The following is a 14,770-nucleotide window of genomic DNA, read 5'->3' on the forward strand; positions in this document are numbered from 1 at the left end:
GGGCCTTACGCGCCAAGGTTGGCAGGCAGCGGCGCTTTCAGCCACTTTTGAGACAAATCGTTCAGCGTGCCGTCTTTGACGCCTTGCTCAATCAGCGCATCCACTTTCGCTTTCAGTGCCGGTTCATTCTTTTTCAGCCCGATAAAGCACGGCGAATCTTTCAGCATAAAGCTCGGTACCGGGGCTTTATCCGCATTCTGCCGCGAGATAGCCGCCACCACCAGGTTGCCGGTCGCCACATACTGCACCTGGCCGGAAAGATACGCCGACAGCGTGGTGTTGTTATCTTCGTAGCGCTTAATCTGCGCTTCTTTCGGCGCTACGCTGGTCAGCACCATGTCTTCCACCGCGCCGCGGGTCACACCAACGCTTTTCCCGCTCAGCGCCGCCGGGTCTTTCAGCTCAGCGCCTTTCGGGCCAAATACGCCGAGGAAAAACGGCGCATAGGCGCGGCTGAAATCAATCACCTTCTCGCGCTCGGCGTTTTTCCCGAGGCTGGAAATCACCAGATCCACCTTATCGGTTTGCAGATAAGGTACGCGGTTGGCGCTGGTGACCGGCACCAGCTGCAATTTGAGCTTCATCTCTTTGGCGAGGTATCGCGCCATGTCGATGTCGTAGCCCTGCGGCTGAAGGTCGGTGCCCACCGAGCCAAACGGCGGGAAGTCCTGCGGCACCGCAATGCGGATAACGCCGCGTTTTTCAATATCCTGGAGCTGGTCAGCCTTCGCCGCCGACAGGTTGGTTAACAGACAAGCGGCCCCGGCCAGTGCGATCAACAGTTTCTTCATGATGTTTACCCGTTACGTTAGCATGAAACAAAAGATTCTTTAAAGTCACTTTTGCAACTAATGTGCCAGATAAATCTCAGCGTTAAGCCATTAACCGAAATTCCGTTAACCGCAGGGAATAAAAGAAAAAGAGAGGAATTAAGAGGAAACGGAGGTGCGTCTCCTCGTTATTTTAGCGCACCAAAACTATGCAAAGCACCACGCTGGCGCCCCATTATCGTTGTTCCAGTTCGTCCAGTTGCTGGTAAAGGGTCGCTATGTCGTGAATGCGCGGACGCCCTTTATCGAGGATTTCATGCAGGAAAGCGTTCGACAGCAGATTGATCAGGCTATTGACCGAGGCGTAGCTGTCGTAGGCCGATACGCTATCCAGCGGCGCACAGAGCTGCCAGCGCGCCAGCGGAAACAGGCCGTGGGCCTGCGGCTCGCACATCAGCAAAACCGGGATCCCGCTGCTCTGTAGCTGCTGCAACAGCGGGCGAATAATTCGCGGGCGGCGGCGGAACGCCATCACCACCACCAGATCTTCGGCAGTTAAATCCACCAGCTCTTCGCTTAAGCTTTGCCCCGGCTGCGGCAGCACCAGCACCTGCCCGCGCGCCTGTAATAGCTGCTGGCGCAGGTGCAGCGCCGCAGGATAAGCATTGCGCATGCCGACAATAACAATACGCCGGGCGGCAACCAGCGCCTGAATCGCCTCGGCGAACTGCTGCACATCCAGCGCGTTGACCCACTGGGTCAGGTTCGCCATCTCCTGTTTATAATGGCGCGCCAACAGCGTGTTGCCCTGAACAGCATCGCGGTTGTCGGTCAGCGGCATGCCGCTCTGGCGCAGCGTGCGCAGCTCATCGCGCATATCTTTATATTTCTCATAGCCCAGACGCTTGAACAGACGGCTGACCGTGGCCTTCGATACGCCGCTAAGCTGTGCCAGCTCTGCGCTGTTGTAACTAATCAGGTCATCAAAATGATCGAAAATAAAATCCGCCACCCGCTGCTCCTGGGGCGATAAAGACGCGTATTGCTCTTTTAGTCGTTCATCAAGCTGTTGCATAAGACCTCTGTAACTTTCGTTTCACCGCATCATAACCATATCCGCTTTCATAATGCATGCCAGTTCCGCAAAAAATGCGCGGTGTCGGCAGCGGTTGAAACTTTACGTTCAGACATGGAACAGCTTTTGCAACCCTCAGCAAACGATTCTGTTAATTGAGGACACTCCATGCAAAGTCATGTTGCCGCCCACGGGATGGCGGTCGCCCCCCATCATCTGGCCAGCCAAAGCGCGCTGGCGGTTCTGCGCGAAGGGGGAAGCGCGATCGAAGCCATGGTCGCCGCCGCCGCGACGATTGCCGTGGTTTACCCACATATGAACGGACTCGGTGGCGATGGTTTCTGGCTTATCGTCCCGCCCGAGGGCGACCCCATTGCTATCGACGCCAGCGGCGCGGCGGGTTCGCGAGCAACGCCGCAGGCCTATGCCGGGCTGGCGCACATTCCCCATCGTGGCCCGCAGGCAGCGCTGACCGTGGCGGGTACCGTTAGCGGCTGGGATGAAGCGCTGAAGATTTCGCGCGATTTAACCGCAAGTGAGCTGCCGCTGACGCGCCTGCTGGAGGACGCCATCGGCTACGCGGAAAACGGCATCCCGGTCACCGCCTCGCAGGCCAGCGCAACCGCCGGCAAATTCAGCGAGCTGCGCGACCAGCCCGGCTTTGCCGAAACGTATCTGGTCGACGGCCAGCCGCCGAAAGCCGGCAGCCGCTTTTTACAACCAGCACTGGCGAACACTTTGCGTCGTTTAACAGAGGAAGGATTAGACAGCTTCTATCGCGGACCGCTGGCGGAGCATCTGGCTCGCGACATGGAAAAATACGGGCTGCCGGTGACCCTCAGCGATCTGCAGCAGCATCGCGCCCGCCGTCCGCTGCCGCTCCGGCTCGATCATCAGCACGGCGAACTGTGGAACCTCGCGCCGCCGACTCAGGGGCTGGTTTCGCTGGCGATCCTCGGCATCACCGACCGGCTGGCGATGGCCGAGGCTGACGAGGCGATGACCGTCCACCGCATTGTTGAGGCCACCAAGCTGGCCTTCGGTCTGCGCGACGCGCATATCACCGACCCGCGCCACCTGGATGTCGATATTCAAAGCCTGCTGGAACCCACCGCGCTACAGCCGCTGGCGGATAAAATCAACGACCAGCAGGCCGCTCCGTGGGGCGCAGGCAAAGGTCCGGGCGATACGGTGTGGATGGGCGTGATCGATAAAAACGGCCTTGCGGTTTCCTTTATTCAGAGCCTCTATCACGAGTTCGGTAGCGGCGTGGTGCTGCCCGATAGCGGGATCGTCTGGCAGAACCGTGGAGCGTCGTTCAGCCTTGACCCGAGCCACCTGCTGGCGCTGGCCCCCGGTAAGCAACCGTTCCATACCCTGAATCCCGCCGCCGCACGGCTAAACGATGGTCGGGTGATGGTTTATGGCTCGATGGGCGGCGACGGCCAGCCGCAAACCCAGGCCGCCATCTTCACCCGCTACGTAATGCAAAATGCGCCACTGCAGGAGAGCATCACCCGGCCGCGCTGGCTGCTGGGGCGCACCTGGGGGCAGACTTCGGACTCACTCAAGCTGGAGGGCCGCTTCAGCGCTGAAAGCATCGCCCAACTGCGCGAGCTGGGGCACGACGTTGAAGTTCTGGCCGATTTTAGCGAAGCCATGGGCCACGCCGGGGCGATTGTTCGCCACCCCAATGGCCTGTTTGAGGGGGCCAGCGATCCGCGCAGCAACGGCTCCGCCGCCGGATATTAGGAGCAGATAATGAACACACCGCACAATGAATGGGACGCTTATCTCACACAAATGGAACAGTTGCTGGCGCTGGAGCTGGACGAAGAACGCCGCGCAGAGCTCAGAGTGCAGTTCAGCCGCATTGCGGCGATGGCCGGGCCGCTGCTGGCCTTTCCCCTCGACGAGCGCATCGAAATTGCCGGAGTGTATAAAGCATGAAGCTCAATGAAATGACGATTCACGACATACAGCGCGCGCTGAACAGCGGTGAACTCAGCGCCAAAGAGATTGCCCGCCATACGCTGGAGAACATCGCGCGCGTTAACCCGCAAATCAACGCCTGGACCCACGTCAGCGAAAAGCGAATGCTGGCTGAAGCGGAGAATATCGACACCCTGCGGCGGGAAAAAAAGCCTCTGCCCGCGCTGGCTGGCGTTCCCTATGCGGTGAAAAATCTGTTTGATGTCGCCGGACACACGACCCTTGCCGGAGCGCAGCTGCTGAGCGACCGTCCTGCGGCGACTGCCGATAGCTGGGCGGTACGCCAGCTGCATAGCGCGGGCGCGCTGCTATCCGGCATGTTGAATATGGATGCCTACGCCTACGGTTTTACCACTGAAAATAGCCACTACGGGGCGACGCATAACCCGCACGATCTTTCGCGGATCGCCGGAGGTTCTTCAGGCGGATCGGCGGCAGCGGTGGCCGCCGGGCTGGTCCATTTTTCGCTGGGGAGCGATACCAACGGCTCTATTCGCGTCCCGGCCTCGCTGTGCGGGATATTTGGCCTGAAGCCGACCCTTGGCCGCTTGTCGCGCTCCGGTAGCCATCCGTTCGTCGCCAGTCTTGACCACATCGGCCCGTTTGCCCGCAGCGTTTGCGACCTTTCAGCGGTTTATGACGCGCTACAGGGCCGCGATCCCGCCGATGGTTTTCAGGCTGACAAGGCCAGCGAGCGCACGGCGAATCTGCTGCCGCGGGGCCTGGAAGGGCTGCGCTGCGCCACCCTCGGCGGCTATTTTTCAACCTGGTGCGATAGTGATGCGCGTACCGCCGTCGCTCGCGTAGCCCAGGCGCTTGGGGCGCATGAAGAGCTGATCTTCCCGGAGGCCGAACTGGCCCGGTCGGCGGCGTTTATTATGAGTGCCTCCGAGGGGGGAAATCAGTACCTGCCCGCCCTGCGCCGCGAACCTGAACGTTTTGAGCCAAACTCCCGCGAGCGCCTGCTGGCAGGGGCGATGATTCCAGCATCCTGGTATCTCCAGGCCCAGCGCTTCCGCCGCCATGCTCAGCAGGCGTTTAAAGCCCTGTTCGCCCATGCCGATGTGCTGATCGCCCCGGCGACGCCTTGCAGCGCCACGCTTATCGGCGCGCAGACGATGGAGATCAACGGTCAGCCGCTGCCCATTCGCGCCAGTATGGGAATGTTGACCCAGCCTATCTCTTTCCTGGGGTTACCGGTGGTCACGGTACCGCTGCGCACGGCGAGCGGGCAGCCGATTGGCCTGCAATTAATTGCCGCGCCGTTTAACGAACAAGCCTGCCTGCGCGTGGCGCGGGCGCTGGAAGAGATGGGCATGACCGATGCCCGACCTGCGGAGATAGCAGCATGATGACGCAAGAGCATATTAATCGCCCGCTCGTCCTCGCCGAAGTAACGGCGGCATTTTACCGCTATGAGGAGGCGCTGGTGAGCAACGATATTGCGGTGCTGGATGAGTTGTTCTGGCACGATAAGCGCACGGTACGGCTGGGAGCTGGGGAAAATTTATACGGTATCGACGAAATTCGCGCCTTCCGCGCCGCCCGTCCTGCGGCCGGTTTGCAGCGCGAACTGCGGCACACCACCATCACCACTTTCGGTGAAGATTACGCGGTGTGCAGCACGGAATTCACTCGAGCAGGCAGCGAGCGCATTGGCCGCCAGCAGCAAACCTGGGTGCGTTTCCCCTTTGGCTGGCGCATCGTCGCCGCCCAAGTCAGTTTGATGAGTTAAGTCCTTGTGTATTTCCCGATGGCGGCGCTCAGGCCGGTAGCCCGGACAGATGCGCAGCATCGCCTCCGGGAAACCCTGCAACACTCTGCGGCCTTACCCCGGGGGCGGCGCGATGCGCCTTGCCCGGGCTACGGGTCCACCGCCGTCTGCGACCCGGGGAACAACGTTACCCACCAAACGGATGAAATTCGCGCCAGTGGTCGGCAATCTGCTGACGGGTACAGACCCAAACCTGGTCGTGCTGCTGAACATAATCAAGGAAACGCTGCAGGGCACGGAAGCGGCCCGGACGCCCAAGCAGGCGGCAGTGCATGCCGATGGACATCATCTTCGGCGCGCTGGCCCCCTCTTCATACAGCACATCGAAGCTGTCTTTCAGATAGGTGTAAAACTGCTCGGCGGTATTGAACCCTTGGGCGGTGGCGAAGCGCATATCGTTAGCATCGAGGGTATAAGGTACGATCAGATGCGGCTTACGCGTACCGTCGCTGCACGCCACTTCGCTCCAGAACGGCAAATCGTCGCCGTAATAATCGCTGTCATAATCAAAACCGCCGTGTTCAACCACCAATTGGCGGGTATTGGGGCTATCGCGCCCGGTGTACCAGCCGGTGGGCGGTTTGCCAAACAGATCGGTTAACACCTGCACCGCTTTATTCAGATGCTCCCGCTCCTGCTCAATGGGCATATTCTGGTAATGGATCCAGCGCCAGCCGTGGCTAACCACGTCATAGTTCGCCGCTTTAATCGCCTCGACCACCTCAGGATGACGCGCCAGCGCCATGGCGACGCCGAACACGGTCAGCGGCAGTCCACGCTTGCTGAACTCATTATGGATGCGCCAGAAACCCGCGCGGCTGCCGTACTCATATAATGAATCCATCGACATATGGCGGTCAGGATAGCTGGCGGCACCGATGATATCGGAGAGAAACTGTTCGGAACCGGCGTCACCGTGCAGCACATGGTTTTCCGAACCTTCTTCGTAGTTCAAAACAAACTGCACGGCAACCCGCGCGTTGTTCGGCCACCGCGCGTGCGGCGGCTGCCCGCCGTAGCCGCGCAGGTCGCGCGGATAATCGTCTGCCCAAAATGCCATCTGCCACCTCTTCAATTTAAAATGGATTTAATGCCTGAAATTTGCCACTCAATGCCTTAGCTTCGGGAAAGGCCAGATCGCCGTGCTTGCTGGTCGACAGCCCCAACGCCACCAGCGACTCAACCATTTTGACCGCCGCGCTGACGCCATCAATTACCGGCACGCGCAGCTCGCGAGTCAGCTCCTGAGCCAAAGTCGCCATCCCACCGCAGCCCAGCACGATAGCCCCGCAGCCATCCTCTTTTAGCGCCTGAATACAGCGTGCGCGCACCTTCTCCTGGGCCAGGCCGCTGCCGTCCTCCAGCGCCAGCACCGGTAAATCAATCGCGTGCAGCGCTGCGCAGTGCTCGTGAAAACCATACTGATGCAGGAGATGACGAGCGATAATTAAGGTGCGCGGCAGCGTGGTCACGATAGAGAAACGAGTGGCGACCAGCGTCGCCATATGCATCGCCGCTTCCGCAATCCCCACCACCGGCCCCTGTGCCAGTTCACGCGCGGCCAGCAGACCCGGGTCGCCGAAGCAGGCAATCACGTGACCATCCACCCCCTGTTGACGACCGGCTTTAATCTGCTCGAGCACGCCGACGGCGGCAATGGCTTCATCAAAATGGCCCTCTATTGACGGCACGCCCTCGCTGGGGCAGACCGCCAGAATGTCTGTTCCCGGCGCGGCAACCGCCCGCGCGGCGGCACCAATGGTTTCCGTCATCCCGGGGCTGGTATTGGGATTTATCACTTGTATACAAATAGCGGCCATTACGGCTCCTTATAATCGGCAAACAGCCGGGCAAAATCAGGTAAGGTCACGCCAGAACGCTCAAAGCAGAGGCTGGCGACGATATGTTCAAAATGGTGCGTTAGCGCATCGCTCAGGGGCTGCAGCGCTTTGTCGCGCAATAGCTGGATAAGCTGTTCATGATCGTCACAGCGGCAGCCCTGACGCCACGGCGATCCCCACGCCGCGATAACTAATGAAGAGCGCTGGCTCAGGCGGGTCACCATCTCGGTGAGCACCTGATTGCCGGAAATCGCCTGTAGCTGGATATGAAACTCGGCGGAGTAGCGGATCGCCGCGGGGCCGTTATAGCTTTCGTGCGCCAGCTGCTCCTGACGGGTAATGGCTTCCAGCGCCGCCAGATGCGGCGGCTGGCAGCGCGCCAGCACATCTGGCAAATTCGCCACCTCCAGCAACGCGCGGGTGCGAAAGATCGCCTGCGCTTCTTCTACCGTCGGACTGGCGACCTGTGCACCACGTTTGGGCGTCAAAGTGACCATTTGCACAGTGGCGAGTCGTTGCAGCACTTTTCTGATCCCTGTGCGGCTCACGCCAAACACCTCTGCCAGGGCTTCTTCCGGCAGTTTGCTTCCCGGCGGCAGCTGATGCTCAACGATAGCGGTCATCAGCGCCTGATAGATTGATTCGTCTTTGTCATGCAGCTCTGGCGCGGCCTGCAGGCGATGTTGGTTGTTCATTAACCACTCCGGTTTTTACTTTCTGATGTCAAATCGTATACATAAAAATAAATTCTTGCATACAAAATTAACTGTTTTGGCCTGAATCCTGCAACAGCCTCTGCAATCCATTTAAACGGGTTTTCATTTACAGGAGCAGGTTTCATGCCAAATACACAAAATACGCACCAGGTTAAGGCCGCTGATCCCCACGCTGGATACAGCCCACGACTTTGCAATGAGGATCTGGCGCCGACGCGCGACCAGAACTGGAGCTGGTACAACATCTTTTCTTTCTGGATGTCGGATGTGCACAGCATGGGGGGTTATGTGGTTGCCGCGAGCTTCTTTACTCTTGGCCTCGCGAGCTGGCAGGTGTTGCTGTGCCTGCTGGTGGGGATTTGTATCGTTCAGCTGTGCGCGAATCTGGTGGCGAAGCCCAGCCAGATGGCGGGCGTCCCCTACGCGGTGATTTGTCGTCAGGCGTTTGGCGTCTTCGGGGCCAATATTCCGGCGGTGATCCGCGGGCTTATCGCCTTCGCGTGGTACGGTATTCAAACCTATCTGGCCGCCAACGCGCTGATGCTGGTGCTGCTGAAGTTCTTTCCTTCGCTGTCGACGCTCACCGAAGCCAGCTTCCTTGGCCTGTCGCATCTGGGCTGGCTGTGCTTCGCCACCATGTGGCTACTGCAGGCAATGGTGTTCTGGCACGGGATGAGCGCCATTAAGCGCTTTATCGATATTGCCGGTCCGGCGGTCTACGTAGTGATGCTGGCGTTAGCGGGATGGATTGTATACAAAACCGGTTTTGACGGGATCTCCTTTACCCTCGCCAGCAAATCGCTGAACGCCGGGGAGCAAACCTGGCAGATGATCACTGCCACCGCGCTGGTGGTCTCCTACTTCTCCGGTCCGCTGCTCAACTTTGGCGATTTCTCGCGCTACGGTAAAAGCATGGGCGAGATCCGCCGCGGCAACCGCTGGGGCCTGCCATTCAACTTCCTGCTGTTCTCTATCGTGACCGTAGTGATTGTTTCCGGCACCCAGTCGCTGTTTGGCCACATGATCACCGACCCGATTGAGACCGTGAGCCGCGTGGGCAACGATCTGGCGGTCGCCATTGGCCTGCTGACCATGATCACCGCCACCATCGGGATTAATATCGTGGCTAACTTTGTCTCTCCAGCGTTCGATTTCTCGAACTGTTCGCCGCAGAAAATCAGCTTCCGTACCGGAGGGATGATTGCCGCCGTCGGGTCAATTCTGCTGACGCCGTGGAACCTGTTTAACTCACCGGAGCTTATCCACTATACCCTCGACGTGCTGGGGGCGTTTATCGGCCCGCTGTTCGGTATCCTGATCGTCGATTTCTACATCATTAAGCGCGGGCAGGTTTCGGTCAACGATCTGTTTGACGACACGCCAAAAGGCCAGTACTGGTACCGCAACGGCTTTAATCCAAAAGCGATCGCCGCGCTGGTGCCCTCCGTGGCCATTGGTCTGATTATCAGCTTTATTCCAGCCCTGCACGAAGTGGCTAACTTTAGCTGGTTTATCGGCGTATTCCTGAGCGGCGTGGCCTATCGCTGGATTGCCCGCGACGAACGGGTCGGCGCGACTGCCGGTTTTAGCGCCCTCGCCCAGAAAGAGTGATTCTCCTTCTCCCGCCGCGGCGTCCTGTCGCGGCGGTTCTCCTCCTGCGCAAACTGGCATCAATCTTGCTCAATTAACCTATCCTTTCGCTAATCCACAAGGCAGCCAAGATGATGGACTACCATGCCGCAGTTCGCGGCGCATTTTTCGATATCGCCGCCGTTGCCGATAGCGCTGACGATATCGCCCGCCACGCGCGCTATCTGGAGGATGGTATTTTGTTTCTCCGGGACGGGTGCATTCAGGCGCTGCTGCCCTGGCAGGAAGGCGAACAGTATCTGCATCCGCTGAAGGGCTATCGCGACCTGCGCGGTAGGCTGCTGCTCCCCGGCTTTGTCGATGCCCACGTACATTATCCGCAGACCGAAATGATTGGCGCATTCGGCGAGCAGCTACTGGAGTGGCTCACTACCTACACGTTTCCGGTGGAGAGCCAGTTTGCCGACGCCGACTACGCCGCGGAGATCGCGCAATTTTTCGTTAACCAGTTGCTGAGCCACGGCACCACCACCGCGCTGGTATTTTGCACTTTGCATCCGCAATCGGTCGATGCGCTGTTTAGCGAAGCGCTACGGCTGAATATGCGCCTGCTCGCCGGGAAAGTGATGATGGACCGCCACGCGCCGGATTATCTGAGCGAAAGCGCAGAGCAAAGCTACCGACAAACTCGCGAGCTGATCCAGCGCTGGCACCAGCGCGGCCGCCTCGGCTACGCCATTACGCCACGCTTCGCGCCAACCTCGACGCCGGAGCTGCTGGCAGCGGTGCAGCAGCTCCGGGAGGAGTTTCCCGATACCTGGCTACAAACGCATCTGAGCGAAAACCTCAACGAAGTCGCATGGGTGAAAAGCCTGTGGCCGGAACATGAGCACTATCTTGATGTTTACCATCACTATCGGTTGACCGGCGAGCGCAGCGTATTCGCCCACGGTATTCATCTGGCGGATGCAGAATGGCAGTGCCTGCACGATACCGGTTCGGCGCTGGCCTTTTGCCCGACCTCAAACCTGTTTCTCGGCAGCGGGCTGTTTCGTTTGCCGACCTGCTGGCAGAAAAAGGTGCGGATGGGTATCGGTAGCGATGTTGGCGCAGGCACGACGTTCAGTATGCTGCGCACCCTCGGTGAGGCGTATAAAGTGAGCCAGTTGCAAAGCTATCGCCTGCGCGCCAGCGAAGCGTTCTACCATGCGACCCTTGGCGGCGCGCGCGCCCTGCGTCTCGATGAGAAGATTGGTAATTTCCAGCCTGGAAAAGAAGCCGATTTTGTGGTTATCGATCCGGCGGTCACGCCTCTTCAGCGCTTACGCAACGGGCGTTGCAAAGATATCTATGAGCAGTTGTTCGTCCTGATGACCCTGGGCGATGAGCGTAATATCAGCGAGACGTGGGTGAACGGCGAGCGCGTATGGGGTGATGCGGCTGCGGTATAGTTCTTTTCCCGGGCTACAAGACCATAGACGACTTTGGGCCTGTAGCCCGGTCAAGCGTAGCGCCGCCGGGAAAACCAGCCGCAGAGGATTTTCATTCAGAGACCATCCCGGATCGCGGCGCAAGCGCCTTACCCGGGCTACCAAACTACAGCGCCGCCGCCGGGGGAATTTAGCTGCCGCGATAGGTCGACCAGCCGCCGGGAGCAATTAAAAAAGGCAGATGAAAATGGTCGTCCGCCGCCTCGCGGATGACAAAATCAATCTGCGCGTTCAGATACAGTGTCTCGCGCCCGCTGGCGGCAAACCATTCGCCAATCTCGGCAACCAGCCGGTAACACCCCACCGCCAGCGGCCCGGCCCCCAGTTCGCCAATGCGGCCATGACTATCGGTCACGCCGCTGGCAATCCGCGCCCCTTCTCGCTCCAGCACAACCTTAACGCCCTGCGCCGGGCGGCCGGTTGAGATATCCAGAATATGGGTACTTAACGTGCTCATTCGCCAATAACTCCTTCCAGTCTTAATAAGGTGATTTCGCGCAGCTGCGCTAACGCGTCCTGTACTTCTTCGCTATCGCTATTACGCAAACGACGCGACAGCATCGCTAAGATCTCATCCCCGTTGCGCCCTTTGGCGCGAATCAAAAAGACCCGACCAAACCGCGCTTCGTAGCGGGCATTGCCCTCTTTCAGCGCCTGGCTCAGCCGGGCATCGCGATCGTTAACGCTTCCTTGTTCCTGACGTGAGAGCGCCGCATGCGCCTCTTGCCCTGAGGGCTTCTCGCCGATACGCGGATGGGCGCTCAGCGCCTCGTTCAATTCCGCCTCTCCCCACTCCTGCATCAGCTGCTGCGCGGTGCTGAGCAGCACGGCAAAATTCGCAAATGGTCGTGCCTGTATCAGCGACGCTGACCAGATTGGAAGCGCTACGCAGGGCTGAAGTACAGCGCGAGCATCGTCTTGACTGAGCTGATTAAAGCGTTCCAGAGAAATCATCGTGGCTCCTTTAGCCTCACTCACAACCTGAACCTTGCATAAACCACGCCAAACCTCCCCTGCATGAAACAATAGATTCCCCATAACTCAATTAGCAATTTTTGATTCATAAAAAGGCACTCGTGGTGGCAAAACGCACTACTTTGGCGCATTTACGCCGCCCTTTGCCGTAAATATCGCCGTTCAACAGGGTGGTACGCAAATTGCTCAAGCCAATAACGACCCAGGCAAAGGAGAAGTAAATGAAAGCATTAGTTATCGGCGGCGGAATTGGCGGCCTGAGCGCGGCGGTGGCGCTGAAAAATGCAGGCATAGACTGCGAAGTGTTTGAAGCAGTTAAAGAAATTAAGCCGGTGGGCGCGGCTATCTCTATCTGGCCCAACGGCGTGAAGTGTATGCAGCATTTGGGCATGGGCGAGATTATCGAGAACTACGGCGGCCCGATGCATTTTCTGGCTTACAAGGATTACCTGCAGGGAGAGAACCTTACCCAGTTCAGCCTTGCTCCGCTGGTGGAGCGCACCGGAGGTCGTCCCTGCCCGGTGTCCCGCGCCGAGCTGCAGCGAGAAATGCTCGACTTCTGGGGGCGCGATGCCGTGCAGTTTGGTAAACGGGTCACCCGCTGCGAAGAACACGCCGACGGCGTTCGCGTCTGGTTTACCGACGGGTCGACTGCTGAGGGGGATTGTTTAATTGCCGCCGACGGTAGCCATTCAGCGCTGCGCCCTTACGTCCTCGGCTTTAGCCCGGAGCGGCGCTACGCGGGCTACGTTAACTGGAATGGTCTGGTAGAAATCGATGAGGCGATTGCGCCGGGTAATCAGTGGACGACCTTTGTCGGCGAGGGCAAACGCGTGTCGCTGATGCCGGTCTCTGATGGACGGTTTTACTTTTTCTTTGATGTTCCGCTCCCGACCGGGCTTGCTGAGGATCGCAACACGTTGCGGGCGGATCTCAGCCGTTATTTCAGCGGTTGGGCGCCGCAGGTGCAGAAGCTGATTTCCGCTCTCGATCCGCAGACCACCAACCGGATTGAAATCCATGATATTGAGCCGTTTGATAAGCTGATCCGCGGTAAGGTCGCTCTGCTGGGCGACGCCGGGCACAGCACCACCCCGGATATCGGCCAGGGCGGCTGCGCGGCGATGGAAGATGCGGTGGTGCTGGGAGATCTGTTCCGCCAGAGCCACGATATTGCCGGGGTATTGCAGCAGTATGAAGCACTGCGCCGCGACCGGGTTCGCGACCTGGTGCTGAAAGCGCGTAAACGTTGTGATGTGACCCATGGCAAAGATATGGCGCAGACGCAAGCCTGGTACCAGGAGCTGAAAACCGAGACCGGTGAGCGGATTATCAACGGCCTGTGCGAAACCATTCAGGGCGGCCCGTTAGGGTAAAGATATTGGCATCAGCTCCCTTCCCGGGTTGCAGACGGCAATAAACCCGTAGCCCGGGAAGCCGCAGCGCCACCGGGGAAACAGGTTGCAGGAAATTTCAGGTTAGGCACATTCCCGGAGGCGGCGCGTTGCGCCTGTCCGGGCTACCAGCCCGCAGACGGCGGTGAACCCGTAGCCCCGGTAAGCGCAGCACCACCGGGGAGGCAAAGCGCAGAGGATTTCAGGCCGGGCTACTCGCTCGCAGAGGACGGTGTCTGCATCTCCTCCATCACCGCGGTGAGTTTCTGAATCGCCATTTGCGCCGGGCGGGAAAGCTGGCGCGAGGGAGCGGTACACAGGGCCAGGGTGAGAGGTCGTAGCAGCTTGTTGCGCAACGGGACAAACGCCAGTTGCCCGCTTTTTACCTCATCCAGCACGTCCAGGCGGCTGAGGATAGTCACGCCGCTGCCTTTGAGCACCAGCGACTTAATCAGCCGGATATCGTTGCAGCTGACGCTGTTCGCCGGGGAAAAATCATAATGTCGATAGAGCATCGCCACCCGCTCATGGACGATCAGCGGCGCGCCGGGAAGAATATGCCGCTCCTCGCTTAGTTCACCCAATGAGAGCATCGCAGCATGCGCCTGGGGACGATCCGGGCGCATCACCACGCCCATCTCCAGCTCTGCAAAGGCCAGCACGCTTAGCCCGGCCTGGCCTTCGGGGTCCAGAATCAGGCCAAAATCGAGATCCGCTTGCCGCACCTTCTGACTGACGGTGTGGCTGTCCGCTACCTGCAAATTCAGCTCCAGCCACTGCCAGTTGCCGATGATCTCCGCCAGCGCGGCGGCAAAGCTCCCTTCCGCCAGTGCCTGCACCATACCAACGCTAACGGTACCGCGCTTCAGCCCCTGCAGCTCATCAAACTTCTGCCGCGTCAGATGAAACTCCTTTTGCCAGCGCAGCAGGTTGTCGTACAACAACTCTCCGGCGGTGGTCATGCGCAGACCTTCCGGCAGGCGCTCAAACAGCGGCGTGCCGAAATCCTCTTCCGCCTGCAAAATTTGCCGGTTAATGGCCGAAGCGGAAATATGCAGTTTTTCCGCCGCCCGCCGCAGGCTGCCGCTGCGGGCCACCTCGGCAAAATAGAGAGCAAAACGCGAAAATGGGCTCATGGGTACCTGTTCTCTTT

14 protein-coding genes and 1 pseudogene are annotated in these 14,770 nt (G+C 59.2%); 7 read left to right on the forward strand and 8 right to left on the reverse strand.

Annotated elements, in window-relative coordinates; genetic code table 11:
* Positions 1-5 precede the first annotated feature (5 nt).
* Entirely contained in the window at positions 6-791 is a 786-nt protein-coding gene (locus FN082_RS00075; protein WP_142980927.1) for a transporter substrate-binding domain-containing protein, read from the reverse strand.
* Positions 792-1,005: 214 nt separating this feature from the next.
* Complete coding sequence (gene hpxU / locus FN082_RS00080) at positions 1,006-1,845, reverse strand: MurR/RpiR family transcriptional regulator HpxU (protein WP_142463938.1); 840 nt, start codon at positions 1,843-1,845, stop codon at positions 1,006-1,008.
* 168 nt (positions 1,846-2,013) lie between these two features.
* Here hpxU and hpxW point away from each other — a divergent pair, with 168 nt between their 5' ends.
* The 4 genes from hpxW to hpxZ are packed head-to-tail and all read left to right on the forward strand — an operon-like array spanning position 2,014 to position 5,572.
* On the forward strand, positions 2,014-3,597 hold the full coding sequence (gene hpxW / locus FN082_RS00085; protein ID WP_142980928.1) for an oxamate amidohydrolase: 1,584 nt from the start codon (positions 2,014-2,016) through the stop codon (positions 3,595-3,597).
* Between the two features lie 9 nt (positions 3,598-3,606).
* Positions 3,607-3,795 (forward strand): oxalurate catabolism protein HpxX, encoded by a 189-nt coding sequence (gene hpxX / locus FN082_RS00090; RefSeq protein ID WP_142512370.1) that lies wholly within the window; start codon positions 3,607-3,609, stop codon positions 3,793-3,795.
* The gene (locus FN082_RS00095; RefSeq protein WP_142980929.1) at positions 3,792-5,189 is read left to right on the forward strand and encodes an AtzE family amidohydrolase; all 1,398 of its coding nucleotides are present in this window, start codon (positions 3,792-3,794) and stop codon (positions 5,187-5,189) included. Before hpxX ends, FN082_RS00095 begins: the two co-directional genes overlap by 4 nt.
* Positions 5,186-5,572, forward strand: coding sequence for an oxalurate catabolism protein HpxZ (gene hpxZ / locus FN082_RS00100; RefSeq protein WP_167492792.1), 387 nt, complete (start codon positions 5,186-5,188; stop codon positions 5,570-5,572). Before FN082_RS00095 ends, hpxZ begins: the two co-directional genes overlap by 4 nt.
* A gap of 166 nt (positions 5,573-5,738) precedes the next feature.
* Here the strand turns inward: hpxZ and puuE are convergent, their stop codons facing one another.
* From puuE to FN082_RS00115, 3 genes and pseudogenes are all read right to left on the reverse strand, one after another.
* The gene (gene puuE / locus FN082_RS00105) at positions 5,739-6,638 is read right to left on the reverse strand and encodes an allantoinase PuuE (protein ID WP_235892110.1); all 900 of its coding nucleotides are present in this window, start codon (positions 6,636-6,638) and stop codon (positions 5,739-5,741) included.
* A pseudogene (gene hpxA / locus FN082_RS00110) lies at positions 6,523-7,431 on the reverse strand (allantoin racemase). The gene puuE and the pseudogene hpxA overlap by 116 nt, the downstream one beginning before the upstream one ends.
* Positions 7,431-8,147, reverse strand: a complete 717-nt coding sequence (locus FN082_RS00115; protein WP_142467371.1) for a GntR family transcriptional regulator — start codon at positions 8,145-8,147, stop codon at positions 7,431-7,433. The pseudogene hpxA and the gene FN082_RS00115 overlap by 1 nt, the downstream one beginning before the upstream one ends.
* Before the next feature lie 144 nt (positions 8,148-8,291).
* Between FN082_RS00115 and FN082_RS00120 the strand changes: the two genes are divergently transcribed.
* Both FN082_RS00120 and guaD read left to right on the forward strand, forming a co-directional pair.
* Complete coding sequence (locus tag FN082_RS00120; protein WP_142980932.1) at positions 8,292-9,779, forward strand: NCS1 family nucleobase:cation symporter-1; 1,488 nt, start codon at positions 8,292-8,294, stop codon at positions 9,777-9,779.
* A 110-nt stretch (positions 9,780-9,889) separates the two neighbouring features.
* Positions 9,890-11,209 carry a guanine deaminase gene (guaD, locus tag FN082_RS00125; protein WP_142980933.1) on the forward strand — a complete coding sequence of 440 codons (1,320 nt, stop codon included), beginning with the start codon at positions 9,890-9,892 and terminating at the stop codon, positions 11,207-11,209.
* A gap of 169 nt (positions 11,210-11,378) precedes the next feature.
* On the opposite strand, the gene uraH is transcribed toward guaD, so the two are convergent.
* Positions 11,379-11,705: a hydroxyisourate hydrolase gene (uraH, locus tag FN082_RS00130; protein ID WP_139541114.1), complete on the reverse strand. Its 327-nt coding sequence runs from the start codon at positions 11,703-11,705 to the stop codon at positions 11,379-11,381.
* Positions 11,702-12,202 carry a 2-oxo-4-hydroxy-4-carboxy-5-ureidoimidazoline decarboxylase gene (gene uraD, locus FN082_RS00135; protein WP_142980934.1) on the reverse strand — a complete coding sequence of 167 codons (501 nt, stop codon included), beginning with the start codon at positions 12,200-12,202 and terminating at the stop codon, positions 11,702-11,704. Before uraD ends, uraH begins: the two co-directional genes overlap by 4 nt.
* A 242-nt stretch (positions 12,203-12,444) precedes the next feature.
* Here uraD and hpxO point away from each other — a divergent pair, with 242 nt between their 5' ends.
* Positions 12,445-13,599 carry an FAD-dependent urate hydroxylase HpxO gene (gene hpxO, locus FN082_RS00140; protein WP_142980935.1) on the forward strand — a complete coding sequence of 385 codons (1,155 nt, stop codon included), beginning with the start codon at positions 12,445-12,447 and terminating at the stop codon, positions 13,597-13,599.
* 230 nt (positions 13,600-13,829) lie between these two features.
* On the opposite strand, the gene hpxR is transcribed toward hpxO, so the two are convergent.
* Complete coding sequence (gene hpxR, locus FN082_RS00145) at positions 13,830-14,753, reverse strand: LysR family hpxDE operon transcriptional regulator HpxR (RefSeq protein WP_142463930.1); 924 nt, start codon at positions 14,751-14,753, stop codon at positions 13,830-13,832.
* Between the last annotated feature and the right edge of the window lie 17 nt (positions 14,754-14,770).

It is taken from the genome of Klebsiella spallanzanii (genome assembly GCF_902158555.1).
Lineage (GTDB): Bacteria > Pseudomonadota > Gammaproteobacteria > Enterobacterales > Enterobacteriaceae > Klebsiella > Klebsiella spallanzanii.